Annotated in this window: 29 protein-coding genes; 17 read left to right on the forward strand and 12 right to left on the reverse strand. The window is 71.6% G+C overall.

Going from position 1 to position 25,950, the window contains the following annotated elements:
• Positions 1-48: 48 nt before the first annotated feature.
• Genes ACFVQ0_RS23235 through ACFVQ0_RS23250 form a run of 4 tightly spaced genes read right to left on the reverse strand, consistent with a single transcriptional unit; the run spans position 49 to position 3,516 of the window.
• Complete coding sequence (locus tag ACFVQ0_RS23235; RefSeq protein WP_390091355.1) at positions 49-1,107, reverse strand: NAD(P)H-dependent flavin oxidoreductase; 1,059 nt, start codon at positions 1,105-1,107, stop codon at positions 49-51.
• Positions 1,108-1,121: 14 nt separating this feature from the next.
• A complete protein-coding gene (locus ACFVQ0_RS23240; RefSeq protein ID WP_390090922.1) occupies positions 1,122-1,901 on the reverse strand; it encodes a CoA-transferase subunit beta in 780 nt (259 codons plus the stop codon).
• Positions 1,898-2,746 carry a CoA transferase subunit A gene (locus tag ACFVQ0_RS23245; RefSeq protein ID WP_390091356.1) on the reverse strand — a complete coding sequence of 283 codons (849 nt, stop codon included), beginning with the start codon at positions 2,744-2,746 and terminating at the stop codon, positions 1,898-1,900. Before ACFVQ0_RS23245 ends, ACFVQ0_RS23240 begins: the two co-directional genes overlap by 4 nt.
• A 14-nt stretch (positions 2,747-2,760) precedes the next feature.
• The gene (locus tag ACFVQ0_RS23250; RefSeq protein ID WP_390090924.1) at positions 2,761-3,516 is read right to left on the reverse strand and encodes an enoyl-CoA hydratase family protein; all 756 of its coding nucleotides are present in this window, start codon (positions 3,514-3,516) and stop codon (positions 2,761-2,763) included.
• 139 nt (positions 3,517-3,655) lie between these two features.
• Between ACFVQ0_RS23250 and ACFVQ0_RS23255 the strand changes: the two genes are divergently transcribed.
• The gene (locus tag ACFVQ0_RS23255) at positions 3,656-4,576 is read left to right on the forward strand and encodes an SDR family oxidoreductase (protein WP_390090926.1); all 921 of its coding nucleotides are present in this window, start codon (positions 3,656-3,658) and stop codon (positions 4,574-4,576) included.
• A 10-nt stretch (positions 4,577-4,586) separates the two neighbouring features.
• On the opposite strand, the gene ACFVQ0_RS23260 is transcribed toward ACFVQ0_RS23255, so the two are convergent.
• The gene (locus ACFVQ0_RS23260) at positions 4,587-6,221 is read right to left on the reverse strand and encodes an amidohydrolase (protein WP_390090928.1); all 1,635 of its coding nucleotides are present in this window, start codon (positions 6,219-6,221) and stop codon (positions 4,587-4,589) included.
• Between the two features lie 91 nt (positions 6,222-6,312).
• Positions 6,313-7,767: an APC family permease gene (locus tag ACFVQ0_RS23265; protein ID WP_390090929.1), complete on the reverse strand. Its 1,455-nt coding sequence runs from the start codon at positions 7,765-7,767 to the stop codon at positions 6,313-6,315.
• Positions 7,768-7,939: 172 nt separating this feature from the next.
• On the opposite strand from ACFVQ0_RS23265, the gene ACFVQ0_RS23270 reads away from it, so the two are divergent.
• Positions 7,940-8,671, forward strand: coding sequence for a TetR/AcrR family transcriptional regulator (locus tag ACFVQ0_RS23270; RefSeq protein WP_390090931.1), 732 nt, complete (start codon positions 7,940-7,942; stop codon positions 8,669-8,671).
• Between the two features lie 3 nt (positions 8,672-8,674).
• Here the strand turns inward: ACFVQ0_RS23270 and ACFVQ0_RS23275 are convergent, their stop codons facing one another.
• Entirely contained in the window at positions 8,675-8,890 is a 216-nt protein-coding gene (locus tag ACFVQ0_RS23275) for a hypothetical protein (protein WP_390090933.1), read from the reverse strand.
• Between the two features lie 559 nt (positions 8,891-9,449).
• Between ACFVQ0_RS23275 and ACFVQ0_RS23280 the strand changes: the two genes are divergently transcribed.
• The 7 genes from ACFVQ0_RS23280 (at position 9,450) to ACFVQ0_RS23310 (ending at position 15,519) form a co-directional block, all read left to right on the forward strand.
• Positions 9,450-10,301 (forward strand): HipA family kinase, encoded by an 852-nt coding sequence (locus ACFVQ0_RS23280; protein WP_390091357.1) that lies wholly within the window; start codon positions 9,450-9,452, stop codon positions 10,299-10,301.
• Positions 10,298-10,681 carry a DUF3037 domain-containing protein gene (locus ACFVQ0_RS23285; protein WP_390090935.1) on the forward strand — a complete coding sequence of 128 codons (384 nt, stop codon included), beginning with the start codon at positions 10,298-10,300 and terminating at the stop codon, positions 10,679-10,681. The genes ACFVQ0_RS23280 and ACFVQ0_RS23285 overlap by 4 nt, the downstream gene beginning before the upstream one ends.
• A gap of 172 nt (positions 10,682-10,853) precedes the next feature.
• Positions 10,854-11,615 (forward strand): 3-oxoacyl-ACP reductase FabG, encoded by a 762-nt coding sequence (gene fabG, locus ACFVQ0_RS23290; RefSeq protein ID WP_390090937.1) that lies wholly within the window; start codon positions 10,854-10,856, stop codon positions 11,613-11,615.
• A 20-nt stretch (positions 11,616-11,635) separates the two neighbouring features.
• The gene (locus tag ACFVQ0_RS23295) at positions 11,636-12,391 is read left to right on the forward strand and encodes an SDR family oxidoreductase (protein WP_390090939.1); all 756 of its coding nucleotides are present in this window, start codon (positions 11,636-11,638) and stop codon (positions 12,389-12,391) included.
• A gap of 118 nt (positions 12,392-12,509) precedes the next feature.
• Positions 12,510-14,090, forward strand: coding sequence for an ABC transporter substrate-binding protein (locus tag ACFVQ0_RS23300; RefSeq protein WP_390090941.1), 1,581 nt, complete (start codon positions 12,510-12,512; stop codon positions 14,088-14,090).
• 119 nt (positions 14,091-14,209) lie between these two features.
• Complete coding sequence (locus tag ACFVQ0_RS23305; RefSeq protein ID WP_390090943.1) at positions 14,210-14,893, forward strand: uracil-DNA glycosylase; 684 nt, start codon at positions 14,210-14,212, stop codon at positions 14,891-14,893.
• A 140-nt stretch (positions 14,894-15,033) separates the two neighbouring features.
• On the forward strand, positions 15,034-15,519 hold the full coding sequence (locus tag ACFVQ0_RS23310; protein WP_390090945.1) for a hypothetical protein: 486 nt from the start codon (positions 15,034-15,036) through the stop codon (positions 15,517-15,519).
• Between the two features lie 41 nt (positions 15,520-15,560).
• Here the strand turns inward: ACFVQ0_RS23310 and ACFVQ0_RS23315 are convergent, their stop codons facing one another.
• Complete coding sequence (locus tag ACFVQ0_RS23315; RefSeq protein WP_390090947.1) at positions 15,561-16,043, reverse strand: hypothetical protein; 483 nt, start codon at positions 16,041-16,043, stop codon at positions 15,561-15,563.
• A 119-nt stretch (positions 16,044-16,162) separates the two neighbouring features.
• Complete coding sequence (locus ACFVQ0_RS23320) at positions 16,163-16,819, reverse strand: TetR/AcrR family transcriptional regulator (protein ID WP_390090948.1); 657 nt, start codon at positions 16,817-16,819, stop codon at positions 16,163-16,165.
• A gap of 88 nt (positions 16,820-16,907) precedes the next feature.
• On the opposite strand from ACFVQ0_RS23320, the gene ACFVQ0_RS23325 reads away from it, so the two are divergent.
• From ACFVQ0_RS23325 to ACFVQ0_RS23335, 3 genes are all read left to right on the forward strand, one after another.
• Positions 16,908-18,158, forward strand: a complete 1,251-nt coding sequence (locus ACFVQ0_RS23325) for an FAD-dependent monooxygenase (RefSeq protein ID WP_390090949.1) — start codon at positions 16,908-16,910, stop codon at positions 18,156-18,158.
• 19 nt (positions 18,159-18,177) lie between these two features.
• Positions 18,178-19,077 carry a Gfo/Idh/MocA family protein gene (locus ACFVQ0_RS23330; RefSeq protein WP_390090951.1) on the forward strand — a complete coding sequence of 300 codons (900 nt, stop codon included), beginning with the start codon at positions 18,178-18,180 and terminating at the stop codon, positions 19,075-19,077.
• A 109-nt stretch (positions 19,078-19,186) separates the two neighbouring features.
• Complete coding sequence (locus tag ACFVQ0_RS23335) at positions 19,187-19,546, forward strand: hypothetical protein (protein ID WP_390090953.1); 360 nt, start codon at positions 19,187-19,189, stop codon at positions 19,544-19,546.
• Between the two features lie 19 nt (positions 19,547-19,565).
• On the opposite strand, the gene lnt is transcribed toward ACFVQ0_RS23335, so the two are convergent.
• Both lnt and ACFVQ0_RS23345 read right to left on the reverse strand, forming a co-directional pair.
• Positions 19,566-21,194 carry an apolipoprotein N-acyltransferase gene (gene lnt, locus ACFVQ0_RS23340; protein ID WP_390090955.1) on the reverse strand — a complete coding sequence of 543 codons (1,629 nt, stop codon included), beginning with the start codon at positions 21,192-21,194 and terminating at the stop codon, positions 19,566-19,568.
• A 111-nt stretch (positions 21,195-21,305) separates the two neighbouring features.
• Positions 21,306-21,809, reverse strand: coding sequence for a nuclear transport factor 2 family protein (locus tag ACFVQ0_RS23345; RefSeq protein ID WP_390090957.1), 504 nt, complete (start codon positions 21,807-21,809; stop codon positions 21,306-21,308).
• A 118-nt stretch (positions 21,810-21,927) separates the two neighbouring features.
• Between ACFVQ0_RS23345 and ACFVQ0_RS23350 the strand changes: the two genes are divergently transcribed.
• A complete protein-coding gene (locus tag ACFVQ0_RS23350) occupies positions 21,928-22,305 on the forward strand; it encodes a hypothetical protein (protein ID WP_390090959.1) in 378 nt (125 codons plus the stop codon).
• 22 nt (positions 22,306-22,327) lie between these two features.
• Here the strand turns inward: ACFVQ0_RS23350 and ACFVQ0_RS23355 are convergent, their stop codons facing one another.
• Positions 22,328-23,320: a helix-turn-helix transcriptional regulator gene (locus ACFVQ0_RS23355; RefSeq protein ID WP_390090961.1), complete on the reverse strand. Its 993-nt coding sequence runs from the start codon at positions 23,318-23,320 to the stop codon at positions 22,328-22,330.
• Between the two features lie 56 nt (positions 23,321-23,376).
• Here ACFVQ0_RS23355 and ACFVQ0_RS23360 point away from each other — a divergent pair, with 56 nt between their 5' ends.
• The 4 genes from ACFVQ0_RS23360 to ACFVQ0_RS23375 are packed head-to-tail and all read left to right on the forward strand — an operon-like array spanning position 23,377 to position 25,892.
• Positions 23,377-23,844 (forward strand): hypothetical protein, encoded by a 468-nt coding sequence (locus tag ACFVQ0_RS23360; RefSeq protein ID WP_390090962.1) that lies wholly within the window; start codon positions 23,377-23,379, stop codon positions 23,842-23,844.
• Entirely contained in the window at positions 23,841-24,554 is a 714-nt protein-coding gene (locus ACFVQ0_RS23365; RefSeq protein WP_390090964.1) for an NIPSNAP family protein, read from the forward strand. The genes ACFVQ0_RS23360 and ACFVQ0_RS23365 overlap by 4 nt, the downstream gene beginning before the upstream one ends.
• A gap of 11 nt (positions 24,555-24,565) precedes the next feature.
• Positions 24,566-25,234 (forward strand): hypothetical protein, encoded by a 669-nt coding sequence (locus tag ACFVQ0_RS23370; protein WP_390090966.1) that lies wholly within the window; start codon positions 24,566-24,568, stop codon positions 25,232-25,234.
• 46 nt (positions 25,235-25,280) lie between these two features.
• Positions 25,281-25,892, forward strand: coding sequence for a class F sortase (locus ACFVQ0_RS23375; protein ID WP_390090968.1), 612 nt, complete (start codon positions 25,281-25,283; stop codon positions 25,890-25,892).
• The last annotated feature ends 58 nt before the right edge of the window (positions 25,893-25,950 follow it).

The raw sequence follows: 25,950 nt of genomic DNA on the forward strand, positions 1-25,950 counted from the left end.
CCGGTCTGGTGCAGACTTTTCCGGCGCACTGCCCTTTATTTGTGTACGTCAGGAACTCCGCCCCGCCCCCGGCAGCGACTTCAGCACGGCCAGCGCCTCGGACATGATCCGCCCGACCAGTTCCGCGCAGGACGGCAGATCCTCGATCAGACCCGCCACCTGACCCGAGGCCATCACCCCGATATCGGTGCGCCCCTCGACCATCGAGGCCTTGAGCAGCATCGGCGTGTTGGCGGCCAGCAGCACCTGGCTCCAGGCCAGTTCCCTGCCGTGCTTCATCGCCAGTCCGTCGCGGATCAGCCCGCGCCAGCTCGAACCGGTCTCCTTCCGGAAGGCGGAGGCGTGCCGTACCGCCCCCAGCAGTGCGGCGGCCCGGCCGGAACGCTCAAGGGAGTCGACCATCTCCGTGCGCAGCATGCGGTGCGGCATTCCGTCGACCCGGTCGGTGACCGTGACGTCCTTGACGGTGGCGGCCAGGTACTTCGCCTTCACCGCCGCCGGGACGGTGCTGTCGGAGGTGAGCAGGAAGCGGGTGCCCATCCCGATCCCGGCCGCCCCGTAGGCGAGCGCGGCCACCAGGCCGCGGCCGTCGTGGAAGCCGCCCGCCGCGATGACCGGGATGTCCACGGCGTCCACGACCTGGGGGAGCAGCACGGTGGTGGCCACGTCGCCGGTGTGGCCGCCGCCCTCGCCGCCCTGCACCATCACCGCGTCGGCGCCCCACGCGGCGACCTTCTCCGCGTGCCGCCTGGCACCCACGGACGGGATGACGACGACACCCGCGTCCTTGAGCCGCGCGATCAGCTCCTTCGACGGGGCGAGCGCGAACGACGCCACCCGCACGCCCTCCTCGATCACGATCCGTACCCGCTCGGCCGCGTCCCCCGCGTCCGCGCGCAGATTGACGCCGAACGGCGCGTCCGTACGGGACCTGACCTCGCGGACCGCCGCGCGGAGCTGCTCCACGGTCATCGTCGCGGAGGCCAGGATGCCGAGCGCGCCCGCGTTCGCGGAGGCGGACACCAGCCGGGGACCGGCCACCCAGCCCATCCCGGTCTGTACGAGCGGATACCGCACCCCGGTCAGTTCGGTGAGCGCGGTCGGCAGCGGCGCGGGCCCGGTCATGCCGGGACCTCGCGCTCGCGCAGCCCCTTCGGGTCGATGACCTCCCGGATCAGCCGGAGTTCCGCCTCCGACGGGTCACGGGTGAGCGGCACCCGGTCGGGGACCGTGAGGGCGAAACCGGTGGCCCCGGTGACGTCCTCGACGCTCACCCCGGGGTGCAGCGAGCGCAGCCGCATGGTGCGGTCGGGGGTCTCGAAGTCGAAGACGCCCAGGTTGGAGACGACCTCGGGGATGCGGTGGTAGCGGGTCGCGGACGGGCCGGCCGCCGCCGCCCGCTCGTACCCGACCCCGCTGACCATGTCCACGTGCTCCACGAACACCCGGGACGAGTGCTTAGGGACCCAGTAACTCGTCGGATTGTTGAGGGTGTTGACCGGGGCGCCGCGCACCCCGAGCAGCTGCCGCGCGGGCCTGGCCCAGTCGCCGATGCAGGAGATGTTCTGGTTGCCGTGCCGGTCGATCTGGCTGGCGCCCATCATCACGTGCCGGCGGCCGGTCGCGGTGAGCGTCAGGTGCTGGCGGAACGGCAGCCAGCCCTCGATGCTCGCGGCCCGCGCCCCCAGCGCGGGGGTGTCGCCCGTCAGCAGGGCCTCCCCGTCGGTCAGCAGCAGATCGGGCGAGAAGGTCAGCCTGGCCAGCCGCGCCCCGATGGCCGGGACGGTGCCCATCGGGCTGGCGAGGATCTCGCCCGCGTCCCGCCACGCCTCGGCGCACGCCACCACGCAGTACTCCGCACGGGTCGCCGCCGCGATGCCGGTGGACTCGGTGCCGCTCATGCTTCCTCCTGGTGGAACGCGGTGACGGCGGCCTGGTAGGCGGCCTCGTCCCCCGACAGGAACCGTTCGACGAAGGCGGGCCAGCCCTCGGGGTCGCGGGCGGCCCGGACATAGGCGCGCTGGAAGCTCTCGTCCCGGTCGTGGTCGGGCACGCAGGAGGTGAAGTGCGCGCCGTTCGGCGTCTCGACGACCCCGTCCACGAACAGCCGCTTGACCAGCAGTGTCTGCGGCCCGTGCTCCTTGAGCAGATCCGCCGTCTCCACGATCCGCTCACAGGAGACGTAACTGTGGTCCGCGGCCTCGCAGAACAGGTCGTCGAAGTACGGATCGGGGCCCAGATACTGGCCGTTGCCGTGCACGTCCGCCCGGTTGAGGTGAACCAGGGCGGCGTCCAGTCGCAGGGCAGGCGCCGCGACCAGCTTCTCGCCGTCCTCGTACGGCGAAGTGACCGTACGCAGAGCCGGGTTGACCTTCATCAGATCGGAGCCCAGACCGGCCCGCACCGGCATGAACGGCAGCCGCTGCGCGCCCGCCGTCAGCCCCCACATCATCATCGCCTCGTCGAGCTCGACCATCTCGAACGCGCCGCGCTGCCGGGCGGCCGTGAAGTGCGGCTCCAGCGGTATCGAGTCGAGCGTCCCGAACGCCGCGACCAGCTTGCGGATCCTTCCCGCGGCGGCGAGCAGCCCGACGTCGGGCCCGCCGTACGACACCACGGTCAGATCGGTGACGTCGGACCGCAGTACCGCCCTGACCAGGGCCATCGGCTTGCGGCGCGAACCCCAGCCGCCGATGCCGACCGTCATCCCGCTCTCCAGCCGGCCGACGACGTCGTCGGCCGTCATCGTCTTGTCCTGTGTCACGTCTGCTGCTCCTTGTCCGTGCCGAAGGTGTCGCGCACGCGGTCGGCGACGCCACTGAGGTTGGCCTCGAAGGTGAAGCCCTGCTCGAAGCGGTAGCTGCGGCGTACGTCGACCGGGTCGATGCCGTTGATGGCCGCCTTGGCGAGCCGGATCAGGTACCCGTCCTTGGCCGCGATCTCCCGGGCCAGCTCCCCGGCGGCCCGGGGCAGTTCGGCGCGCGGGACGACGCTCCACACCGAGCCGTGCCCGTGCAGCTCCTGGGCCGTGACGGTGCGTGAGGTGTAGTAGAGGGTCCGCATCAGGTGCTGCGGAACCAGCCGGGCCAGGTGCGTGGCCGCGCCGAGCGCGCCCCGGTCCAGCTCCGGCAGCCCGAAGGTCGCGTCGTCACTGGCCACGATCGCGTCCGCGTTGCCCACCAGGCCGATGCCGCCGCCGAGGCAGAAGCCGTGTACGGCGGCGACCACGGGGACCTCGCACTCGTAGACCGCCGCGAACGCCTCGAAGCAGCCCCGGTTGGCGCCGATCAGCGCCTCCGGCCCGTCCGTGCGCTGCATCTCCTTGATGTCCACGCCCGCGTTGAACCCGCGGCCTTCCGCGGTGAGCACCACGCAGCGGACGTCCGGGTCCGCCCCGGCCGCGCGCACGGCGGCGGCGAGGTCGTACCAGCCCTGTACGGGCAGGGCGTTGACCGGAGGGAAGTCCACGGTGACGACGGCGACGCCCTCTTGGGGGGCGGAGGTGGAGACACCCATGAGCAGATCAGCTACCTTTCCACCAAACGTTTGTTAGATTCAACGTAGCAGTGATACGGACGCCGTGGGAGAGCGTCGGTCCACCCGGTGCTCCCGGCGCCCCGTTCTCCGCTCGTCGCCCCTCGAAAGGACACTCGTCATGACCTCATCGACAGCCCTGTGCGCCGGTCGCGTCGCCGTCGTCACCGGCGCGGGCCGCGGACTCGGCCGCGCCCACGCCCTGGCCTTCGCCGCCGAGGGCGGGCAGGTCGTCGTCAACGACCTCGGCGTGGGCCCCGACGGCTCCGGTACGGCCGACGGCCCCGCCCAGCAGGTCGTCGAGGAGATCCGCGCGGTCGGCGGCGAGGCCGTCGCGCATTACGGGGACATAGCCACCGCGGAAGGCGCGGCCTCGCTCGTCGCGACCGCCCTCGACTCCTTCGGCCGCCTCGACACCCTGGTCAACAACGCCGGGTTCCTCCGCGACCGGATGCTGGTGAACCTGGAGGAGGACGACTGGGACGCGGTGACCCGCGTCCACCTCAGGGGCCACTTCCTGCCGCTCAAGCACGCGGCGGCGCACTGGCGCGCCGAGGCGAAGGCGGGGCGGGTGCCGGTGGCCAGGGTCGTCAACACCGGTTCCGGGGCCGGGCTGCTGGGCAGCGTGGGCCAGGGCAGCTACTCCGCCGCCAAGGCCGGGATCATCGCCCTGACCCTGGTGGCCGCCGCCGAGATGGGCCGTTACGGGGTGCAGGTCAACGCGATCGCCCCGGCCGCCCGGACCAGGATGACCGAGGAGACCTTCGCCGAGACCATGGCGGCACCGGCCGGGGGAGGGTTCGACGCGATGGCCCCGGAGAACGTCTCGCCGCTCGTCGTCTGGCTGGGATCGGAGGCGTGCGCCGGGGTCAGCGGCCGGGTCTTCGAGGCCGAGGCCGGGCGGATCACCGTGATGGAGGGCTGGCGGCCCGGCCCCACCGCCGACAAGGGCGCCCGCTGGACCCCGGCCGAGGCGGGGGCGGCCGCGTCGGAACTGCTCGCGGCCGCCGGGACACCGCAACCGGTGTACGGAGCGCGCTGAGGCGCCCCGTTCAGTCGGAGTGGACGAGCGCACCCCCGACGTACGTCCGCAGCACCCGTGCCCCGGAGATCTCCTCCGGCGGCGCGGTGAGGATGTCGCGGTCCAGGACCACCAGGTCGGCCAGGTTGCCGGGGAGCAGACTGCCCGCGTCGTCCAGGCCGTTCACATGGGCGCTGCCCGCGGTGTACGCGGCCACCGCCGAGGCCGGGTCGAGGCGCTGCTCGGGCAGGAAGACCCGGCTGTCCGTGGTACCGGGCTCCCGCCGGTTGACCGCGACATGGATGCCCTGGACCGGGTCCGCGCTGCTGACCGGCCAGTCGCTGCCCGCCGCGAGGGTGGCGCCCGCCCGCAGCAGATCCCCGAACGGGTACTGCCAGGCGGCACGTTCGGGACCGAGGAACGGGATGGTCAGCTCGTCCATCTGGGGCTCGTGGGCGGCCCACAGCGGCTGGATGTTGGCGATGGCGCCGAGCCGGGCGAAGCGCCTGATGTCGTCGGGGTGGACCACCTGGAGATGGGCCAGGTGGTGACGGTTACCGCGACGGCCGTTGGCCTCGACGGCGGCCTCCACCGCGTCGAGCGCCTCGCGGACCGCCCGGTCGCCGAGCGCGTGGAAGTGGACCTGGAAGCCGAGGGCGTCGAGCCGGGTGACATGGCCGCGCAGGGCGTCCGGCTCGACGAAGCTCAGTCCGCTGTTGGCGGTGGCGCAGCCGCAGCCGTCCAGGTACGGGGCGGTCATCGCCGCGGTGAAGTTCTCCGCGATGCCGTCCTGCATGATCTTCACAGAGCCGGCCCGGAACCGTCCGTGGCTGAGCCGCTCGCGCCTCGCGACCAGTTCGTCGATCTGCTCGGCCCCGCGCTCGCGGTCCCACCACATCGCACCGGTGACCCGGGCGGTGAGCGAGCCGTCGCGGGCGGCGGTCAGATAGGCGTCCGACGGATCGGTGTTGCCGTTGAACACGCCGAGCAGGGCGTCCTGCCAGCCGGTGATACCCAGGGAGTGCAGCAGTCGCTGCGAACGCAGCAGCCCGGCCAGCCGGTCCGCCGGGGTGATCGGCGGCACCAGCCGGGCGACCAGTGCCTGTGCGCCCTCCTGGAGCACCCCGGCGGGCGAGCCGTCCGGCTCGCGTTCGATGCGGCCGTCCGGGGGATCGGGGGTGGCGGCGGTGATGCCGGCCAGTTCGAGGGCCCGGGTGTTGGCCCAGGCGCCGTGGTGGTCACGGTTCGCCAGCAGGACCGGGCGGTCGGGGACCACGGAGTCGAGCAGCTGCCGGGTGGGCAGTCCGCCGTCGAAGCTCTCCAGCGACCAGCCGCCGCCGGTGATCCAGGCCCGCTCCGGACGGGCGTCGGCATAGGCGCGGATCCGGGTCAGGTACTCCGCGGCGCCGACGGTGCCGGTCAGATCGCACTGGGCCAGCTCCACCCCGGCGAACACCGGGTGGATATGGGCGTCCTGGAAGCCGGGGAGCAGCAGCTTCCCCGTGAGGTCGACGACTTCGGTGCCGGGACCGATGAGTTCGTGGACCTCGTCGTGCCCGACCGCGGTGATGCGGTCGCCGGTGACGGCGAGTGAGGAGGCCCGGGTGCGGGCCGGATCGGCGGTGAAGACGGGGCCACGGGTGAAGACCAGATCGGCCGTGGTCATACGGTGCTCCAGAGGTGAGAAGGGATGCGAGGTGAGACGGGGCGTCGTGCGGACGGCTCGGGCGGCCCCGCGCCATGGCGTTGCCATCAGGTCATGCGCCGGCCTCCCGCGAAGCGTCGGCGGCGTCCGGAGTGCGGGCTCGGGTGAAGTACGGCGACCGGCGGTGCCAGCGGGCCCACGCGGCAGCCACCAGCCCGGAGCCGATCATCAGCACCGGGACGAGCAGGGCGAACCAGCCGTTGTCCGCGGAGACCTCGAAGTGGTCGGTGGACGTGTAGAAGGTCCAGGTCAGGTAGGCGCCGGTGGCGAGCAGCACGAGCGCGCCGAGCAGCGGCCCGACGACCGCGCGCAGCGCCTCCAGGGGCGAGGTGCGCAGCAGATGGCGGAAACGCACCGCGGCGGCGGTGGCGGTGAGCGCGTAGTAGAGGGCGACGACGATGCCGATCGCGTTGACGGCGGCGAAGATCAAGTCGTTGACGGTGGGGATGACGAGCGACAGCACGGCCAGGAGCAGCGCGATCGCGGTGATCAGCTGGGTCCCGGCGGCCGGGGTCCGGTGCTTGGGATGCAGCCGCGTCCAGACGGGGCCGAGGACACCGTCGCGGCCCATCGCGTACATCCCCCGGGCGGTGGGGATGACCGACGCCTGGAGCGAGGCCACCGCGGAGAACATGAGAGCGACGAGCGGCAGCGCGGCCAGTGGCTGCTCCGCGAGTTTCGTGCCGAAGTAGGCGAGCCCCTGCGCGCCGTTGTCGGCCAGTTCGTCCAGCGGCAGGACCCGCTGGAACGCGGTGCCGGCCAGCAGGAAGAGCAGCAGCATGACGACCAGGGCGATGAACCCGCCGCGGGAGGCGTCGCGCGGATCACCGACCTCCTCACCGACGCTGAAGACCGACTCGAATCCCCAGTAGCAGAAGACTGCGAGCATCATGCCCTGGGCGAGTGCTTCGGCCGACGGGATGTCGAAGGGGTCGTACCAGGTGAGCGAGAAGGGCTGGTCCCCGGCGAACAGGCCATAGACGCAGAACGCGATCAGCACGCCGTACTCGAAGACCAGCAGGTACTTCTGGAGACGCGCGGCGAGGTCCAGCCCGCGCACGGCGACCAGCGAGGCGGCGAGCAGCACGGCCATGCCGAGGAGCGTGGACTGCAGGGTCGAGTCCGGATCGAGGGAGAGCCCGGCGACGCTGTCGACGGTCGCCTGACGCAGGAGCTGGATGATCGCCGAGCCGGTCACGGTGGTGGTGTAGGCCATGAACACGACGGTGCCGACGACGTTGACCCAGCCGGTCAGGAAGCCCAGCCAGGGGCTGAATATCCCGCCGACCCACTTGTAGCTGCTGCCGGCGTCGGGTTCGCTGCGGTTGAGCCGCCCGTATCCGCCGGCGATGCCGAGCACCGGCAGGAAGGCCAGCAGCATGATGGCCGGCAGATGCAGGCCGACGATGCCCGCCATGAGGCCGAGCCCGATGCCGATGCTGCTGGTGGCCGCCGTGCTGGAAGCGGCGAGAACGACGCCGTCGACGACGCCTATGGACTTCCGCATCGCGGTCCGGGGCGCCTCGGCGCCACTGCCCGGCCCGGGATTCGCATTCTTCACTACTGCTGCCAACGGATCGTCGCCTTGCCTGGGGAAGGGGGCTGGAGAGCCTGGATGGCTGGTCATGAAACCCGCCGTCTCCTTCACAGGTCAATGGTGTTGTCATAAGCTCCGGGCCATGGTTGAGCGGGTGGTTCCGGAGCCGCAGCGACGGCGCAGACGGCCGACGAAACAGGGCACTGTGCTGTCCGAACAGGTCATCGTGGAGACGGCGCTGCGCCTGGTAGGGCAGCACGGAGCGGACGCGTTGACGGTCCGCCGGCTGGGCGGTGCGCTGGGCGCCGACCCCAGCGCGCTGTACCGCTACTTCCGCAACACCGACGAACTGCTGCTGGCGGTCGCCGACGAGCTCATCGGCCGTTCGCAGCGCGGCTGGAGCCCCACCGGTCGGTGGCGCTTCGACCTGTGCGAGCTGGGTCTGCGCATCCAGGCCTCGTACCGGGCCCATCCGCAGGCAGCGCTGCTGGCCGCACACCGGACGACCGGGCGGGACAACGAGCGGCGGGCCGTGGAGACGATCCTCGGGGTGCTGCGCTCCGCGGGCTTCGGCGACCGGGAGGCGGTCCGCGTCTATCACGCCTTCGTGGACCAGGCCCTCGCCTTCGCGGCCCTGGACGCGGCCGCCCTCGCGCTGCCGGCCCCCGCGCAGAAGGCCGATCTCCAGGTGTGGCAGGACCGCTACGGCCGGCTGGACGCGGACGCCTACCCGCACATCGTCGCCACGGTGCGTCTGCTGGCCCACGAGATGAGGTTCAGCGGCTATCCGTTCGCGCTTGAGCTGCTGCTCGACGCGGTCGAGGCCAGGCTGCCGTCGTCGGCGGACGGGAAGACCGGGAGTCAGTCCACTTGAGGATCAGTCCGCTTCGGTGGTGTCGCGGAGCCGCTCGATGGCGTGCCGGAGGTCGTCGAAGGCCCGCTGCTCCTCCCTGGGCGTGACCCGGGAGGCCGGCAGGATGCTGTCGCGCGCCCCTTGGATACGGGCATAGGCGTCGAAGCAGGCGAGCACCTGCTGGATCACCGATTCATGGGGTATGGCGGGAGGCGGCGACGAGGGGCGCTGCGGGGACATCTCTGAACTCTCATCCAGTCGAAGCTGCCGGGCAGACCGAGGCGGGGCGCCCACAGGGCACCGAGGGTTCGGCTTGCGCGGCACACGGGGTGTGGCTCTGTCGACGACGAGTCGCACGCCGGACCGGCGGACACGAGAAGCGACGGACACGGCAAGCCTTTCCGGGCGCACGACAGCTACGTCGCCGACCAGGCTTCCCGGCACACCACCCGCTCCTCAGCAATGAGAATGAGACGAGACGCGCACATGCTATCCGCCCCGGCGGGCCGTGCGGTGACCGCGGCCAGGTCACTCCTCGCCGCCAAGCGGTAGCCGCGCCCATCCCGGTGGCTCGGGCACTCCTCGCGGGCGATCACGCTCGGCTACTATGTTCACTTCACGCCGGAGGCCGGCGGCAAGGGGCGCGGCACCGTCGACGGTCCGCTCGGGGAGCGGGGGAGCGGCTCGCCGGCCGAGACCTCCCGGGTTCTTCCTCAGCGCCGCCAACCGGTGGATCCTTCCTTGTGTCCCACCGGAGCCTCCACGGATGACAAGGCTGAAGAGACAGGTGGCCTGGGAAATGCTCAAAGAGGTGATCGCGACCCGGTACGTCACGCCCCTGCGTGAGGGCGGTTCGCTTCCGGGGATCGTCGAGGCCGACGACTTCGGCACGTACGTCATGAAGTTCACCGGTGCCGGTCAGGGACGCAAGACGCTGGTCGCGGAAGTGATCTGCGGACAGCTCGGCCGCCGGCTCGGGCTGCGCGTCCCCGATCTCGTACAGATGCAGCTGGACCCGGTCATCGGTCTCGCCGAGCCCGACCAGGAGGTCCAGGAGCTCCTGAAGGCGAGTGGCGGCCTCAACCTCGGGATGGACTTCCTCCCCGGTTCCCTCGGGTTCGACGCGCTCGCCTACCAGGTGGATCCGCGCGAGGCGGGGCGCGTCGTCTGGTTCGACGCGCTGATCAACAACGTCGACCGGTCCTGGCGCAATCCGAACATGCTGATCTGGCACGGCGACCTCTGGCTCATCGACCACGGCGCCACCATGATCTGGCACCACAACTGGCCGGGCGCCCAGGCCTCCGCCGCCAAGGCCTACAACGCCTCGGACCACGCGCTGGCCCCGTTCGGCCCCGACATCGCCGCGGCCGCCGCCGAGCTCGCCCCGCTGGTCACCGAGGAACTGCTCACCGAGGTAGCCGCCGACGTGCCCGACGAGTGGCTGGTGGACGAGCCCGGGTTCGACTCGACCGATCAGCTCCGGCGCGCCTACGTGGAGGCGCTGCTCGCGCGGGCGGCGACGATCAGCGAGCGGATCACCCTGGACGAGCCCACCGCCGACAAGCCGTCCCAGGCCCCGGGCTGGCTCACCGAACGCCTCGCCCCGAGGCGTGACACCAAGAACAGCGACGAGAGCGGCCGGCCGTGACTGAGCGTGTTGTCTTCGAGTACGCCCTGCTGCGCGTGGTGCCGAGGGTCCAGCGCGGCGAGTTCTTCAACGCCGGCGTGGTCGTCTACTGCCGGGCGAAGGGGTTCGTCGCCGCCCGCACCGAACTCGACGAGGTGAAGCTCAAGGCGCTGGACCCCGACGCCGACGTCACCGGCGTGCGCGCCGCGCTGCACGGCATCGAGGGCATCTGCCGGGGCGGTACGGAGGCGGGCCAGGCCGCGGGCGACGACGCCGGGCGGCGCTTCCGCTGGCTGATCGCCCCGCGCTCGACCGTCATCCAGCCGAGCCCCGTGCACAGCGGTCTCACCACCGACCCCGCGGCCGAGGTGGAACGGCTGCTCGACCTTCTGGTCCGCTGATCCCGGTGTGACATGCGCCGCTGCGTCCGTGGGCCGTTGACACCGGGTGCCAGGCCTTCTAGCGTCTCGACCGGAGAAGGTACTAAGCGGTTGCTCAGCTATCGGGAACCATTTCGCAGGGAATGTGCCTGACGTCCGCTGAGCCGCGATCCAAGGGCGAGGAGAACCAAGCATGTCCACCACCGAGCAGCGCGTAGCCATCGTGACGGGAGCGGCACGGGGCATCGGTGCCGCCACCGCGGTACGCCTGGCGGCCGAGGGCCGCGCCGTCGCCGTACTCGACCTGGACGAGGCGGCCTGCAAGGACACCGTCGAGAAGATCACCGCCGCCGGGGGCCGGGCCCTCGCCGTCGGCTGCGACGTGTCGGACAGCGCCCAGGTGGAAGCCGCCGTCGCGCGGGTCGCCGCCGAGCTCGGTGCCCCGACGATCCTCGTCAACAACGCGGGCGTGCTCCGTGACAACCTGCTCTTCAAGATGAGCGAGTCCGACTGGGACACCGTGATGAACGTGCACCTCAAGGGCGCGTTCCTGATGGCCAAGGCCGTCCAGGGGCACATGGTGGAGCAGAAGTTCGGCCGGATCGTGTCGCTGTCCTCCTCCTCGGCGCTGGGCAACCGGGGCCAGGCCAACTACGCCGCGGTCAAGGCGGGCCTCCAGGGCTTCACCAAGACCCTGGCCAAGGAGCTCGGCAAGTTCGGCATCACCGCCAACGCCGTCGCCCCCGGCTTCATCGTCACCGAGATGACCGCGCAGACGGCCGCCCGGGTCGGCATGGGCTTCGAGGAGTTCCAGGCCGCGGCCGCCACCCAGATCCCGGTGCAGCGCGTCGGCTTCCCCGAGGACATCGCCAACGCCATCGCCTTCTTCTCGGGCGACGACGCGGGCTTCGTCTCCGGCCAGGTCATGTACGTCGCCGGCGGACCGCTCAACTGACCCGAAGGGCTGCGGACATCATGACTGTGCAGGACAGTGGCAAGGTCGCGCTGATCACCGGCGCGAGCCGGGGCATCGGCTACGGCATCGCCCAGGCGCTCGTGGCCCGAGGCGACCGGGTGTGCATCACCGGACGCGGCGAGGACGCGCTCAAGGAGGCCGTGGAGACCCTCGGCTCCGAGCGCGTCATCGCCGTGCCGGGCAAGGCGCACGACGAGGCGCACCAGGCGGTGGCCGTCGAGCGCACCATGGAGGCGTTCGGCCGGGTCGACTTCCTGGTCAACAACGCCGGTACGAACCCGGTCTTCGGGCCGATGGCCGAGCTCGACCTCAACGTCGCCCGCAAGGTCTTCGAGACGAACGTGATCTCGGCGCTCGGCTTCGCGCAGCAGACCTGGAAGGCGTGGCAGAAGGAGAACGGCGGGGCGATCGTCAACATCGCCTCCGTGGCGGGCGTCTCCGCCTCGCCCTTCATCGGCGCGTATGGCATGAGCAAGGCCGCGATGATCAACCTGACCCTTCAGCTGGCGCACGAGTTCGCGCCGGTCGTGCGGGTCAACTCGATCGCCCCCGCGGTCGTGAAGACCAGGTTCGCCCAGGCCCTGTACGAGGGCCGCGAGGCGGAGGCGGCCGCGCCCTACCCGCTGGGACGGCTCGGTGTTCCCGAGGACATCGGTGGCGCCGCGGCCTTCCTCACGTCGGAACAGTCCGACTGGATCACCGGGCAGACCCTGGTGGTCGACGGCGGGATTTTCCTGAACGCGGGCGTTGGCTGAGAACGGCCTGAGCGGGTTTGGCCCTGATTGACTCAAGTGCCCCGCCGGTCCTGCGGATTGACCCGGCGGGGCGCTGCGGTATGGTCTGCCGACCCATGGCTGATCGAGGAGCGTGCACGTGTTCTACCGGGCCAGTCTGCAGGCCGCTGCAGCCCTTGCTTCCCTGTCTCTGCTGGCCGGCTGCGGTCTGTTGTCCGACAGTGGTTCGGATGTGGAGCAGAAGCTAGCTGTCGGGACGACCAGCCAACCCTCCACCCTCGACCCGGCGGCGGCGTGGGACGGTTCCTGGGAACTGATGCGCAATGTGTTCCAGACCCTGGTCAGCTTCCCCACCGGAAGTACGAGCCCGGAGCCGGACGCCGCGGACCACTGCAAGTTCACCGACACCACCAGCACCGCGTACCGCTGCACGCTCCGCGAGGGTCTGAAGTTCTCCAACGGCGAGAAGCTCGACGCCGAGGCGGTGAAGTACTCCATAGACCGGATCAGGACGATCGCGGTCAAGGGCGGACCGGTCGGCATGCTCGGCTCGCTGGACCGGGTGGAGACCAAGGGTGACCTTGAGGTCGTCTTCCACCTGACCAAGCCGGACGCCACCTTCCCGTTCATCCTGGCCACGCCCGCCATGTCGCTGGTCGCACCGGGCGAGTACTCGGCACACAAGATCCGCGACGACGGCAAGGTCACCGGGTCCGGGCCGTACCTGCTGGACGCGTACAAGCAGGGTGACCGCTCGGAGCTGGTGAAGAACCCCGACTACAAGGGCTTCGCCGACCGCAAGAACGACGCCGTGACCATCCGGTACTTCAAGGAGTCCGGCGCCATGGTGAAGGCGCTCAAGAAGAACGAGATCGACGCCACCTACCGAGGGCTGTCCGCGGAGGAGGTGGTCAGCCTGGAGGACGGCCAGGACAACAAGAGCAACCTCCAGCTCGTCGAGTCGGTCGGCGCCGACATCCGTTTTCTGGTCTTCAACCCCAAGGACCCGGCCGCCGGGAAGCCCGCGGTGCGGCGGGCGATCGCCCAGCTGGTCGACCGGGACGCGCTGGTCGCCAAGGTCTACCGGGGTACCGCGGAACCGCTCTACTCCATGGTGCCCAAGGGCATCGCCGGCCATACGACCAGCTTCTTCGACACCTTCGGCGACCCGGACCGGAAGAAGGCCAAGAAGATCCTCACGGACGCCGGTATCACCGAGCCCGTGGCGATGACCTTCTGGTTCACCACCGACCGGTACGGATCCTCGACGGCCCCCGAGTTCGACGAGCTCAAGCGTCAGCTGGAGGCCTCCGGCCTCTTCAGGATCACGCTGAAGAGCCGGCCCTGGAACACCTTCCAGGAGGGTTTCACCAAGGGCGAGTACCCCGTCTTCGGCCGGGGCTGGTTCCCCGACTTCCCGGACCCGGACAACTTCATCGCCCCCTTCGTGGGCAAGGACAGCATCACGGGCATGCCGTACGCGAAGGACGAGATCACCAAGCAGGTGCTGCCCCAGACCCGCAAGGAGAGCGACCGGGGCGCGGTCAGCCAGCAGTTCGAGGTGGCCCAGAAGGCCCTCGTCGACGACGTCCGGCTGCTGCCGCTGTGGCAGGGCAAGCTGTACGTGGCGGCCGGCGACGACATCGGCGGCGGCGAACGGGCCCTTGACCCGCAGACGGTCATGCAGATGTGGGAGCTGTACCGCAAGGCGAGCTGGTAGCCCGGCGGGCCGCTCGCGGCCCCTCCGGAGAGCGCGGCCAGGAGGCTCCCGGCCGCGTTGTCAGTGGTCGCCGGTAAGTTCTGGGATCAAGAACTGATTGCTTACCGGAGGTTGTTGACGTGACCGACACCGACCAGCTGCCCGAGTCCTGGCGCGGCGTCCTCGGCGAAGAGCTGCAGAAGCCGTACTTCAAGGAGCTCACCGAGTTCGTCGAGGAGGAGCGGGCCGCGGGACCGGTCTACCCGCCCCGGGGGCAGGTGTTCGCCGCGCTCGAAGCGACCCCCTACGACAAGGTGAAGGTCCTGGTCCTCGGGCAGGACCCGTACCACGGCGAGGGCCAGGGGCACGGGCTGTGCTTCTCCGTGCGCCCCGGCGTGAGGACCCCGCCGTCCCTGCGGAACATCTACAAGGAGATGAAGGAGGAGCTCGGCCTGCCGGTCCCGGACAACGGCTATCTGATGCCGTGGGCCGAACAGGGCGTGCTGCTCCTCAACGCCGTGCTGACCGTGCGCGCGGGCGAGGCCAACTCCCACAAGGGCAAGGGCTGGGAGAAGGTCACGGACGCGGTGATCCGCGCGGTCGCGTCCCGGCCCGACCCGGCGGTCTTCGTGCTCTGGGGCAACTACGCGCAGAAGAAGCTCCCGCTGATCGACGAGGAGCGCCATGTGGTGGTGAAGGGCGCGCACCCCTCGCCGCTCTCGGCCAAGAAGTTCTTCGGGTCCCGCCCCTTCACCCAGATCAACGAGGCCGTCGCCGCGCAGGGACACCAGCCCATCGACTGGCGCATCCCCGACCTGGGCTGATGGCGCGCCGGATCCTGGGTGCGATTGTGCGCCGCTGCGGTTAGCGTCGAACCGGCCGGAATCATCCGAAACGGTCTGCAACCGTACGGAACCTCATGGATCCGGCCGGTCGCAGGCGGACGGGTACGAGGGAGACCGCAGTGACGGAGCAGCAGGAGGCGTCGCGGGACGTCGTCATGACCAGAATCGGCCAGGCGGTCATGCTGCTGCACGGCGGTGACCGCGAGGAGGCGCGCAACCGCTTCGGCCTCCTCTGGGCGGAGATCGGCGCGGACGGTGACGCCCTGCACCGGTGCACCCTCGCGCACTACATGGCGGACACCCAGGACGACCCCGCTGACGAGCTGGTCTGGGACCTGCGGGCGCTGGCCGCCGCGCGGGCGCTGACCGACGAGCGCGTCGCGGAACACGGCGACGCGCTCGCGGTGCGGGCCTTCTATCCGTCGCTCCACCTCAACCTGGCGGCGGACTACGTGAAGCTCCGGCGCCCGGCGGCGGCCCGGATCCATCTCGACCGGGCCCGGGACGCCTCGGGGGTGCTCGCGGAGGACGGGGCCGACGACGGCTACGGGGGCGGGGTCCGGGCGGCCATCGGGCGGCTGGAGCTGCGTCTGCGGGAGCTCTGAGGGGGAACCGGCGGGCGGCGCTCCGGGCGCGGCCCGCCGGGTCAGTGCCCGTAGGTGCGGTCGCAGATCCGTGACTGCGGACTTCCCGCCGGCCAGTGCCCGTATCCCCGTCCGAGCGCGCACACATCCGTCCCGGTGACCGGAGCCGGCAGGGCCGGTGCGGGAGGCGCGGGGGGCGCGGCCCCGCGCGGCGGCCGGGGGTGCGCCGCGCCGGGGTCGTGCCGGGGCTGCGGGGCGCGGGGTACGGCACGGGGCCCGGTGTGACGCGCGGCCGGAGGGGCGGCGGACGCCCGGCCGGTGCCGGCGGTCGCGGAGGCCGAGGCGGTGGACGTTTTCGGGTCCGGGACGGCCTCCAGGACGTCGTGGACCGGCGGGCGGCCGATCTGCGGGGCCAGATCCTGGGCGGCCGGGCGGGGCGAGGGGATGGGCGGGGCGCTCGGCCGGGGCTGCACGGACACGCACCCGGACAGGGCCGTGACCGCCACGGCGACCAGGAGCTTCACGGTGGTACTGGTTCGATGCACCTGATCAACTCTGCGGTGCCGACCGGCCGTCGAGCGGGCCGGAACCCCCGGATTGATCCGCACGAGTGACCCCGGTCAGCGCGGCACCCCGCGTGTCGCCACGGCCCGGTGCCTGTGCGTCAGTGCCCGAGCATCCCGCGCAGCAGCTCGCCGAAGCCGGTGCGCAGTTCGGCCTCGGAAGGCACGGAACGGCTGTAGGAGCCGGCCGCGCACGAGAACATCAGCCCCTCGCACCAGGCGACCAGGGACAGGGCGTGCCGTTCGGGCTCCGGTGACCCGGCCGCCGTCATCAGCGCGACCAGCGGTTCGCGGAACTGCCGGCCCGTCGCGTCGAAGAACGCCCGCAGCTCGGGGCGGCGCGTGGCCTCCAGGGCGAGTTCGTACCGGCAGACGAGCAGTTCGGGGTGGCGGGTCAGATAGCGGTGCAGGGCCAGCGCCAGACCGGCGATCAGCGCGTCCTGGCCGGGGGGCGCGGAGGCGCCGGGCGCCTGGCCGGTGGACGTGGACGGCGCGGCGGCCGGGTCGGGTGCCGCGCCGGGTGCCGGGAGTTCGCCGGGTGCCAGGACGCGGGCCTCCCGTTCCGCCAGCCGCCGCACCGCCGCCTCCAGCAGGGACTGCCGGGTGCGGGCGTAGTTGGACGTCGAGCCCTGGGGGAGCCCGGCCCGTTCGTCCACCGCCCGGTGCGTCAGCCCCCGCATGCCGCGTTCGGCCAGCAGGTCGAGCGCGGCGTCGGTGATCAGATCGGCACGGGCGGAGCCGGTGGTGCGTGTGGCCATGGGATCAACCTACCGCCGGTACTACAGGTGTAGTACGTTGGAGTTGTCACTACAGCTGTAGTTCAGGTGTCGGGATCGAGGAGAAGTCATGCGCGCACCCCGTGCGGTCGTCATCGGCAGCGGAATCGGTGGACTCACGACGGCGGTGGCCCTGCACCGGTCGGGATGGCAGGTCACCGTGGTGGAACGGGCCGCGTCGCTGGAACCCGTCGGTGCCGGCATCAGCCTCGCCCCCAACGCCCAGCGCGCCCTGGACGTCATCGGCCTCGGCGACGAGATCAGGTCCCTGGCCGCCTGGCAGGGCGAGGGCGGCATGCGCTCACCGGACGGCCGCTGGCTCGCCAGGACCGACAGCGCCGCCGCGGCCGAGCGGTTCGGCGGTCCGCTCGTCCTGCTGCACCGGGCCGCCCTGGTCGACCGCCTCGCCGCCGCGCTCCCCGCGTCCGCCGTCCGCACCGGCTGCCCGGCCCGGCTCGTGGACCCGGGCACCGCGGGCGGCCGGCCCGCCGTGATCGGCACCCCGGACGGGACCGTCGAGGCCGAGCTCGTGATCGGCGCCGACGGCATCCACTCGGACGTACGGGGCACCCTCTTCCCGGACCACCCCGGCCCCTCGTACGCGGGCTTCACCACCTGGCGCGTCCTGGTCCCCGCGCCCGCCGAGCCCTTCGCCCCGCACGAGACCTGGGGACGCGGCGCGCTCTGGGGCACCCAGCCGCTCAAGGACGGCCGGATCTACGCGTACGCGGCGGCGGTCGCCCCCGCGGGTGCGCGTGCCGCGGACGACGAGCGGGCCGAACTGCTGCGCAGGTTCGGCGACTGGCACCGGCCGATCCGCGGGATCATCGAAGCCGCAGCGCCGGGAGGCGTTCTGCGCAACGACGTCCACCAGATGACAGACCCGCTGCCCGCCTTCCACCGCGGCCGCACGGCGCTCGTCGGGGACGCCGCCCACGCCATGGCGCCCACCCTGGGCCAGGGCGGCAACCAGGCCATCGAGGACGCCATCGTGCTCGCCCACCACGTCGCACCCGGCACGGACCTGGGCGCGGGCCTCGCCACGTACACCGCCGAGCGGCTGCCCCGGACCACCGCCATCGTCCGCAAGGCGGCACAGGTCTCGCGGCTGATGCGCCTGTCCGGGCCCGTCTCCGTCGCGCTGCGCGACTTCACGATGTCCACGGCCTCCCGGTTCGGGCCGGGTCTCGTGCTGCGCACGTTCGACGGCATCGCCGACTGGCGCCCGCCGCAGCACACGTATGCTGCCGGGACGAACGACGCGCCGGTCGTACAAACGCGGCGGACCACCACGGACGAGAACCGCGACGCACGGCGCTGAACAGCGAGAGGGAAACCCTGTGAAGGTCGGCTGCATCGGGCTCGGAGACATCGCGCAGAAGGCGTACCTGCCGGTACTCAGCACCCTGCCGGGGGTCGAACTGCATCTGCAGACCCGCACCCCCGCCACCCTGGCCGCCGTCGCGGAGACCCACCGGATCCCCGCCGCGCAGTGCCACACGGACCTCGGCTCGCTGCTCGCCCAGGGACTGGACGCGGCATTCGTACATGCCCCCACCGCGGCGCATCCGGAGATCGCGGGCCAGCTGATCGAGGCCGGTGTCCCCACCTACGTCGACAAGCCGCTCGCCTACGGACTCGCGGAGTCCGAGCGGCTGGTCGAGCTGGCGGAGGCCCGCGGGGTCGGCCTCGCCGTCGGGTTCAACCGCCGGCTGGCGCCCGGCTACGCCCAGTGCGCCGAGCACCCGCGCGAGCTGATCCTCATGCAGAAGAACCGGGTCGGGCTGCCGGAGGACCCCCGGACCATGGTGTTCGACGACTTCATCCACGTGGTCGACACCCTGCGCTTCCTGGTCCCCGGCCCGGTCGAGCACACCGTCGTACGGGGCAGGATCCGCGACGGCCTGATGCACCACGTCGTGCTCCAGCTGTCCGGCGACGGCTTCACCGCCATCGGGGCGATGAACCGGCTCAGCGGCTCGACGGAGGAGCGCCTTGAGATCTCCGGCCAGGACTCCAAGCGCGAGGTCGTCAACCTCGCGGAGGTGATCGACCACAAGGGCCAGCCGAGCGTACGGCGGCGCGGCGACTGGGTGCCGGTGGCCCGCCAGCGCGGCATCGAGCAGAGCGTATGGACGTTCCTGGACGCCGTGCGGGACGGGCGGACGCCGAGCGCCCGGGACGCCCTGGAGACGCACGAGCTGTGCGAGCGCGTCCTGCGCGACCTCGACTGCGCGTAGGGCTCCGCGCGGGACCGGTCGCGACGCCGGTCGCCGCTCCTGGGGATGCGTGCGGACCGGGGGCGATGCAGGCTGAGGAGATGGACCCCCGGCCCGCGGAGGTGACCTCGTGAAACCCCGCCACGAGCCCCAGGGCTGGAGCGCGCTCCAGCCCCCGCCCGGCTACTACTCGGCGGACGGCCGTCCGCCCGACGCGACGCGGCGCGGCCTGATCCTCGACTGGGCGGTCAGCCAGCGGATCGCGAGCGGCTGGCGCGTGGAGTCCCGCTCCGAGACCCAGGTCGTCATGGTCAGGGGCCGTCCCCTGAACCACGTGCTGCACGCCGTCCTGACGGTCTTCAGCTGCTTCCTGTGGGGCGTGGTGTGGCTGGTGCTCGGCGTGACCAACAAGGTCGAACGGATCGCCCTCACCGTCGACGCCATGGGCGACATCGTCGCCGTCAACGGTCCGGCCCGTAACACGTTCTGAACGCACACCCGCTCATGAGTCACCGCGCGGACCCGGTCACCGCGGAGGCTCCGTCCGGGCCCCCGCCGCCCGAGGAGAGCGCACCCAGCGGAACGGACCGGCCGGACCTGCCGCGCACGGACCGTACGCCCGCGAACGCGCAGAACCCGGCCAGCACCACCAGCGCGCCGTACAGCGGCCAGTCACCCAGCCGGACGTAGAGCGTGGTGCCGCTCGCCATGGGCACGTCGAACACCTCGGCGCCGCTCGTGCCCGTACCGAGCGGATCCCCGACCCGCTCGCCTTCCGGGCCGTACACCGCGCTGACGCCCGTCAGCGTGGCGTGCACCATCGGGCGGCCGTTCTCCGCGGCCCGCAGCGCGCCGAGCGAGGCGTGCTGGGCGGGTGCCCAGCCGTGCTGGAACGACGACGTGGAGGACTGGGCGACCAGCACCCGCGCACCGTCCCGGGTCAGCCGGCGGCTCATATCGGGAAACGCGGACTCGAAACAGACCAGCGGGCCGATGCGCGGCCCGTCCGCACCCGGCAGCGCCATCGTCACCTGCCGGGCGCCGCGCAGCCGGTCCTCGCCCGCGGCCCTGCCCATCGAGGTCGCCCAGCCGAGCGCGGAACGGGCCGGGATGTACTCGCCGAACGGAACGAGCCGCATCTTGTCGTAACGGTCCCCGGTCAGCCCGTGCGGACCCACCAGCACCGCGCTCTTGAAGATGCCGGTCCGGCCGGAAGCGTCGGTCTGTCTGGCGTCCACGTTCACCAGCACGTCCGCGCCCACCAGCCGCGACAGCGCCGCGATCCGGGCCGCGACATCGGGCCGCCGGACCGGATCCACCGCGACACTGCTCTCGCCCCACACGACCAGGTCGAGATTCCGGCCCGCCAGCGAGCGCGTCAGCTCCTCACTGCGGGCGAACCGGCGCTGCACACTGCCGGGCCCCTCGATCACGCCGGGCTGCACGACGGCGATCCGCGCCACCCCCGACCGCTCCGGCCGGGGCGCCCACACCCACACCGTGCCCACCAGCACGGCGCCTGCCACGAGCGAGACGACCGCCGCCGTGCGGGCGGCCGAGGCCACCAGCAGCACGGTGAGCGCCGTGTTCACCGCCACCACCAGCAGGCTCACCAGCCACACCCCACCCACGGAGGCCAGCCGGAGCGCAGGCGCCACCTGCCACTGGCTCGCGCCCAGCAGCCCCCACGGGCCGCCGAGCGCCTCCCAGGAGCGGGCCAGCTCGATCACCAGCCAGCCGCACGGCACCACGATCACGGCCACCGCCACCGCCGTACCGGACAGCCGCCCGCTCAGCACACGGGAGACGAGCAGGCCCCACGGAGCCCACAGCAGACCGAGCAGCGCCGCCAGCACCACGATGAACACATGGAGACTCGGCATCAGCCAGTGGTGCACGGCCAGCATGTATCCGGTGCCGCCGAGCCACCCGTCGACGGCCGCCCTGCGGCCCGTGCCGGCGGACCGGATCAGCAACAGCAACGGCACCAGGGCCACGTACGCGAACCACCAGAGCGCGGGAGCGGGGAAGGCCAGCGCCGGCAGCGCGCCGGCGAGGAGCGCGACTCCACCACGCCACACGGCGGATCCGAGTATCCGTTCGCCCCACTCGCGCCGCTGCCCGGCCCCGGTCCACATGGAGCGCCTCCTCGTCCTGCCCGCATCGTCCTGCCCGCGCCGCCCGGTCCCTCGGGAACCCGTCTCCGTGTTCTCCCCCAGTGTGGGGCAGCGGAAGCGGACCGGCGCGGATCAGTCGGCGGCCAGGGCGCCCGTCATGCTCCGCCACTTCTCGTGAACGGTCACGCCCCGGATGCGCCAGCCGCCCTCCGTACGGACCAGTTCGAAGGCGTAGCGCCCACCGGAGACGAAATTCGGCGCGGTCGGACGGTCTCCGTCGGTACCGCTCCCGGCGCCACCGGTGTCGTCGCCGAGCCGCATCGGGTTCATGTAGTCGGCCCGGACCCGGGCGCCGTCACCCGGGTAGCCCCCGAGATCCTGGAGGTCGAGCCGGCGGTTGACGATCAGGTGCTGCCGTACGGGAAAGAGCAGCATGGTCTGCGAGAGCCATTGCGCCACCTCGGCGGCGGGCCCTTCGATACCGCCCGCGGTGCGGTAGTCGGCGCGGCCGTCCGGGGTGAACAGTGCCAGATAGTCCGCCCATTCGCCGTCGTCCACCGCCACCGCGTAGCCGGTGATCACCGCGTCGATGGAGATCCGGTCCATCACGGTCGAGAGATCCACACGCTGTGTCATCGGGTCAGTCTGGGCCCAAGGGCGTCAGGGGCCAAGAGCCGTGCACCGGCCGCGCAGATCACGCGTGACATGGACGCTGGTCCTCGTCTGCCGTCGCGCCTGCACCTATGCTCGCGGGATGGAGCAGAGCGAAGTCGTGAAGCGTGTGATCGGCATCCTCACAGAGGCGGGCGAGATGCGCAGGCTCTTGGAGGAGAACCCTGACCGCGGTGACCCCAGCAACGACTCGACCGTGGTGACCGCCCTCCTGAACGAGACGATGCCACGGATCGCGATCCCGGAGGACGCCACGATCGAGGACGTGGTGGGCCTCGTCGGCCGTGAGGTCGGCGGTGCGGTGGAGCAACTGGTCGGAGCGTTCACCCTGGCGTTCGCGATGCTGGCGCAGGTGCACGACTCCGGCCAGACGGACGTGTCGTCCGCCGATGTGCTGCAGGACCTCGCGCTGCGGGCCGAACAGTTCGGCACCGAGGGGCCGGGGGAGACGGAAGTCTGAAGTCTCCCGGCCGGGGCATGTCCTACCGGCTGCTCACCGGCGCGGCCGGCGCGGCGCCCCGGCCTGGAGGACCTCCTGCCCCGGGCCCCGCTTCGTAGCGGCCGGCCAGGGTCCGTACCGTCTCGGCGATACGGTCGCGGAGTTCAGCCGGTGCCACGACCTCGACATCGGCGCCCAGCCGGAGGAACTCGCCGTGGGCGTGGTCGACCGACTCGATGGGCACCCGGGCCTCCGTCCACCCGTCACCGGTGGGGGTGACGCCGAGGCGGCGTGCGCCCTCCGGAGTGAGCCGTAGCAGGGCCTCCCCGGTGTGCAGCCGCGCTCGGAAACCGGCCAGATAGCTGTTCCAGTGCCTGGTCAGGTCGAACCCGTCCTGGATGGTGAACTCCTCTTCCAGTGGCTGGAGTTCGAGAATCTGGTCGATCCGGTAGGAGCGGATCCCGGATGGCCCGTCGGCGACGAGATACCAGCGGCCGGCCTTGAGTACGAGCCCGTACGGTTCCACCCGCCGTTCGATCTCCTCGGGCGCCCGCCAGCGCCGGTATCGCAGCACCACCGCCCGCCGTGCCCACACCGCGGCGGCGGCAGCGGTCAGGTGAGGCGTACGGTCGGCGTCGCCGTACCAGCCGGGGGCGTCGAGCAGGAAGCGCTCCTGGATCCGCGCGGCGTGCTCGCGCAGCTCCGCCGGAAGGGCCGCCCGCAGCTTGAGCCGGGCGGTGGCGAGCGCCTCGCCGAGGCCGAGCTCGGCGGCGGCGCCGGGGAGCGCGGCGAGGAACGCGGCCTGCGCCTCATCCGCGGTCAGTCCGGTGAGCCGGGTCCGGTAGCCGTCGACCAGGCGGTAGCCGCCAGCGTGTCCGGCGTCTCCGTACAGCGGGATACCGGCGGCGCCGAGCGCCTCGACGTCTCGGTAGACGGTCCGTACGGAGACCTCCAGTTCGCCGGCCAGCTGCCGGGCCGTCATCCGGCCCCGGTCCTGGAGCAGCAGGAGCAGGGTGACCAGCCGACTCGCACGCATGCCGCTCAGTATCCACTGACAGTGGATGTCAGTGGACCGGCCCTAACCTGCGGCGCATGGACGACTTCGATTTCCTGCACGGCTCCTGGGACGTGGCCAACCGCCGTCTCACCGCACCGCTCGGCCCGGGCCCCGGCACCTGGGTGGAGTTCCCCGGCCACGCGGTGGTCCGGCCGCTCTTCGGGGGCGCCGGCAACATCGACGAGATCAGCTTTCCCACCCTCGACCTGCGGGGGGTGACCCTGCGGCTGTTCGACCGGGAGACGGAGCAGTGGTCCCTCCACTGGTCCGACAGCCGGACGGGCCGTCTGTATCCGCCGCTGATCGGCGGGTTCACCGGTGACCGCGGTGATTTCCACGGAGCGGACACCCACGACGGCCGACCCGTCCGCGTGCACTTCGCCTGGTACCGCCTCGGCCGGGACACCGCCCGCTGGGAGCAGGAGTTCTCCGCCGACGACGGCCGCTCCTGGGAGCTCAACTGGACCATGGACCTCACCCGCACCGGGAAGGCCGGCGGATGAGCGTCGTCGAACTCCGCCAGTACACCCTGCGTCCCGGAGCCCGGGAGACGCTGATCGAGCTGTTCGAGCGCGAGTTCGTGGTCGGTCAGCAGGCGGTCGGGATCACCGTTGGAGGCCGGTTCCGTGACCTCGATGACCCGGACCGCTTCGTCTGGCTGCGCGCGTTCCCCGACATGGCGCACCGCAGGCGGGCGCTGGAGGCGTTCTACACCGGCCCGGTCTGGCGGGAGCACCGCGACGCGGCCAACGCCACCATGGTCGACAGCGACGACGTCCTGCTGCTGCGCGGTCCGGGCTTCACGCCCGCGCCCGGCGCCCGTGAAGTGTTCGCGACCGTCTGCCACCCCGCCGACGCGGCAGCCTTCGACGCGTACGCCGCCCGGCACCTGAATCCGGGTAACGCGCTGCACCGCACCGAGCACGCCGAGAACGATTTCCCCCGGCTGCCCGTCCGAACCGGGGAGGAGGCCCGCGTCTGGTTCGGCCCGGCCGAGCCACCTCCCTGGCCGGCCGGGCGGCTGCGGCTGGAACCCGTGGCGCGGCCACCGGCAGGCGGTCCGGTATCGCCCGCACGGCCCTCTGGCACCGGCTCGTTATCGGCTGCTCAGGGTACGAGTCGGCTTTTCCGGTGTGTTAAGTCATATTTTCGCACTCATTCATGCGATCTCTTAGGCGATCAATCGATCAGTACGACAATCGTCTCGGTTTGAAGGAGTTCAGCATGCGTATTTCCGCTTCCGTCCGTAGCCGCAGTGTCCGTGCGGGGGGTGCCGCAGTCGCCGCGGTCGCCATCGCCGGAGCGACGCTGGCTGGAGCATCCGCCGCCTACGCCGCGCCCGGCGACAGCGGCAACATCGACATCCGCTCGGTCGGCTGGAACTCGCGCGGCCAGGACGGCGTGGAGGTCTGCAAGTTCGTCCTCAACGCGAGCAACTTCGAGTCGTTCCCGGCGGTTCCCTGGACGATCACCGCGCAGCCCCCGACCGTCCCGCCGGGCGACACCCTGCAGAGCACCCTTCCTCTCGTGAACGGATCGGCGCGCAGCCAGGAGTACCTGCTTCCCGAGGGCACGTACCAGCTGGTGTGGATCGTCCCGGCGGGCCCGAAGCAGAAGAGCTTCCGGGTCGACTGCTCCAAGCCGGCCGACAACGGTGGCCGTGCGGACAGGAACGACCGCGACTCGTCCGCTTCCGCCGCCGAGTCGAACTACGAGAAGCCGTCCGGTGGGGTGCCCGCCGGTGGCGGCGGCGTTCCGGACATGACGAACCTCAGCTCCGACAGCGACTGGAGCGTCGGTACGTCTGCCGCGCTGGCCGCCGGGACGGTCGGGGCAGCAGGTCTGGTGATGGCCCGCCGAGCCGCACGACGCCGTGCCCGCAACGAGGCCTAGGCCCCGCAGACGACGGCGGGGGCCGACCCGTGCGTGCCGTCTCACGATGACACTGTGCGTGTTCTCCTCGCTGATGGCCGGCATCGTCTGGGCGAGTTCGTCCGACGACCCGTCGGTCTCCACCGCCTACGGCGGCGACGCCGCGGGCGGTGGAGACCTGCCGGCGCAGCGCGTCGAGCACCTGCCGCTGTCCCCCTCACGGCCGGTGAAGATCGCGGTTCCCGGCATCTTCATCGAGGCCCCGGTCATCGGTCTCGGCCTCGACGCCAAGGGGCACCTCGGTGCCCCGCCGCTGAGCAGGCCGAGGGTGGTGGGCTGGTATCGGAACGGACCGTCACCCGGTGACGCGGGGACCTCTTTGATCGTCGGTCACCGCGACACCGAAACGGGGCCGGCCATCTTCCTCAACCTCAACGCCCTGCACCGGGGCGACAAGGTGAGGGTCTCCAGGGCCGACCGGCGTACCGCGGTCTTCGCCGTCGACGAGGTCAAGACCTACACGAAGGACGATTTCCCGGACGACAAGGTGTACGGCACCACCAACCGCCCGGAGCTCAGACTCATGACGTGCGGCGGGCGCTTCGACAAGAAGAACGGCTACTCGGCCAACGTGGTCGTCTTCGCCCACCTGACGTCAATGAAGAAGCAGGCGGCCTGAAGGCCGTCAACGGCGTGGGAGCGGTCGGTACCTCGGGGGCGAGGTACCGACCGTCCGC

This window comes from Streptomyces sp. NPDC057900 (assembly GCF_042887885.1).
In the GTDB taxonomy this organism is placed as follows: domain Bacteria; phylum Actinomycetota; class Actinomycetes; order Streptomycetales; family Streptomycetaceae; genus Streptomyces.

Bases quoted from the DNA above. Each gene is read 5' to 3' on its own strand.
- ACFVQ0_RS23240 (WP_390090922.1), bottom strand. From the start codon at position 1,901: ATGAGCGGCACCGAGTCCACCGGCATCGCGGCGGCGACCCGTGCGGAG.
- ACFVQ0_RS23245 (WP_390091356.1), bottom strand. From the start codon at position 2,746: ATGACGGCCGACGACGTCGTCGGCCGGCTGGAGAGCGGGATGACGGTC.
- ACFVQ0_RS23250 (WP_390090924.1), bottom strand. From the start codon at position 3,516: ATGGGTGTCTCCACCTCCGCCCCCCAAGAGGGCGTCGCCGTCGTCACC.
- ACFVQ0_RS23255 (WP_390090926.1), top strand. From the start codon at position 3,656: ATGACCTCATCGACAGCCCTGTGCGCCGGTCGCGTCGCCGTCGTCACC.
- ACFVQ0_RS23260 (WP_390090928.1), bottom strand. From the start codon at position 6,221: ATGACCACGGCCGATCTGGTCTTCACCCGTGGCCCCGTCTTCACCGCC.
- ACFVQ0_RS23265 (WP_390090929.1), bottom strand. From the start codon at position 7,767: ATGCGGAAGTCCATAGGCGTCGTCGACGGCGTCGTTCTCGCCGCTTCC.
- ACFVQ0_RS23270 (WP_390090931.1), top strand. From the start codon at position 7,940: ATGGTTGAGCGGGTGGTTCCGGAGCCGCAGCGACGGCGCAGACGGCCG.
- ACFVQ0_RS23275 (WP_390090933.1), bottom strand. From the start codon at position 8,890: ATGTCCCCGCAGCGCCCCTCGTCGCCGCCTCCCGCCATACCCCATGAA.
- ACFVQ0_RS23280 (WP_390091357.1), top strand. From the start codon at position 9,450: ATGCTCAAAGAGGTGATCGCGACCCGGTACGTCACGCCCCTGCGTGAG.
- fabG (WP_390090937.1), top strand. From the start codon at position 10,854: ATGTCCACCACCGAGCAGCGCGTAGCCATCGTGACGGGAGCGGCACGG.
- ACFVQ0_RS23295 (WP_390090939.1), top strand. From the start codon at position 11,636: ATGACTGTGCAGGACAGTGGCAAGGTCGCGCTGATCACCGGCGCGAGC.
- ACFVQ0_RS23320 (WP_390090948.1), bottom strand. From the start codon at position 16,819: ATGGCCACACGCACCACCGGCTCCGCCCGTGCCGATCTGATCACCGAC.
- ACFVQ0_RS23325 (WP_390090949.1), top strand. From the start codon at position 16,908: ATGCGCGCACCCCGTGCGGTCGTCATCGGCAGCGGAATCGGTGGACTC.
- lnt (WP_390090955.1), bottom strand. From the start codon at position 21,194: ATGTGGACCGGGGCCGGGCAGCGGCGCGAGTGGGGCGAACGGATACTC.
- ACFVQ0_RS23345 (WP_390090957.1), bottom strand. From the start codon at position 21,809: ATGACACAGCGTGTGGATCTCTCGACCGTGATGGACCGGATCTCCATC.
- ACFVQ0_RS23350 (WP_390090959.1), top strand. From the start codon at position 21,928: ATGGAGCAGAGCGAAGTCGTGAAGCGTGTGATCGGCATCCTCACAGAG.
- ACFVQ0_RS23355 (WP_390090961.1), bottom strand. From the start codon at position 23,320: ATGCGTGCGAGTCGGCTGGTCACCCTGCTCCTGCTGCTCCAGGACCGG.
- ACFVQ0_RS23360 (WP_390090962.1), top strand. From the start codon at position 23,377: ATGGACGACTTCGATTTCCTGCACGGCTCCTGGGACGTGGCCAACCGC.
- ACFVQ0_RS23365 (WP_390090964.1), top strand. From the start codon at position 23,841: ATGAGCGTCGTCGAACTCCGCCAGTACACCCTGCGTCCCGGAGCCCGG.
- ACFVQ0_RS23370 (WP_390090966.1), top strand. From the start codon at position 24,566: ATGCGTATTTCCGCTTCCGTCCGTAGCCGCAGTGTCCGTGCGGGGGGT.
- ACFVQ0_RS23375 (WP_390090968.1), top strand. From the start codon at position 25,281: ATGACACTGTGCGTGTTCTCCTCGCTGATGGCCGGCATCGTCTGGGCG.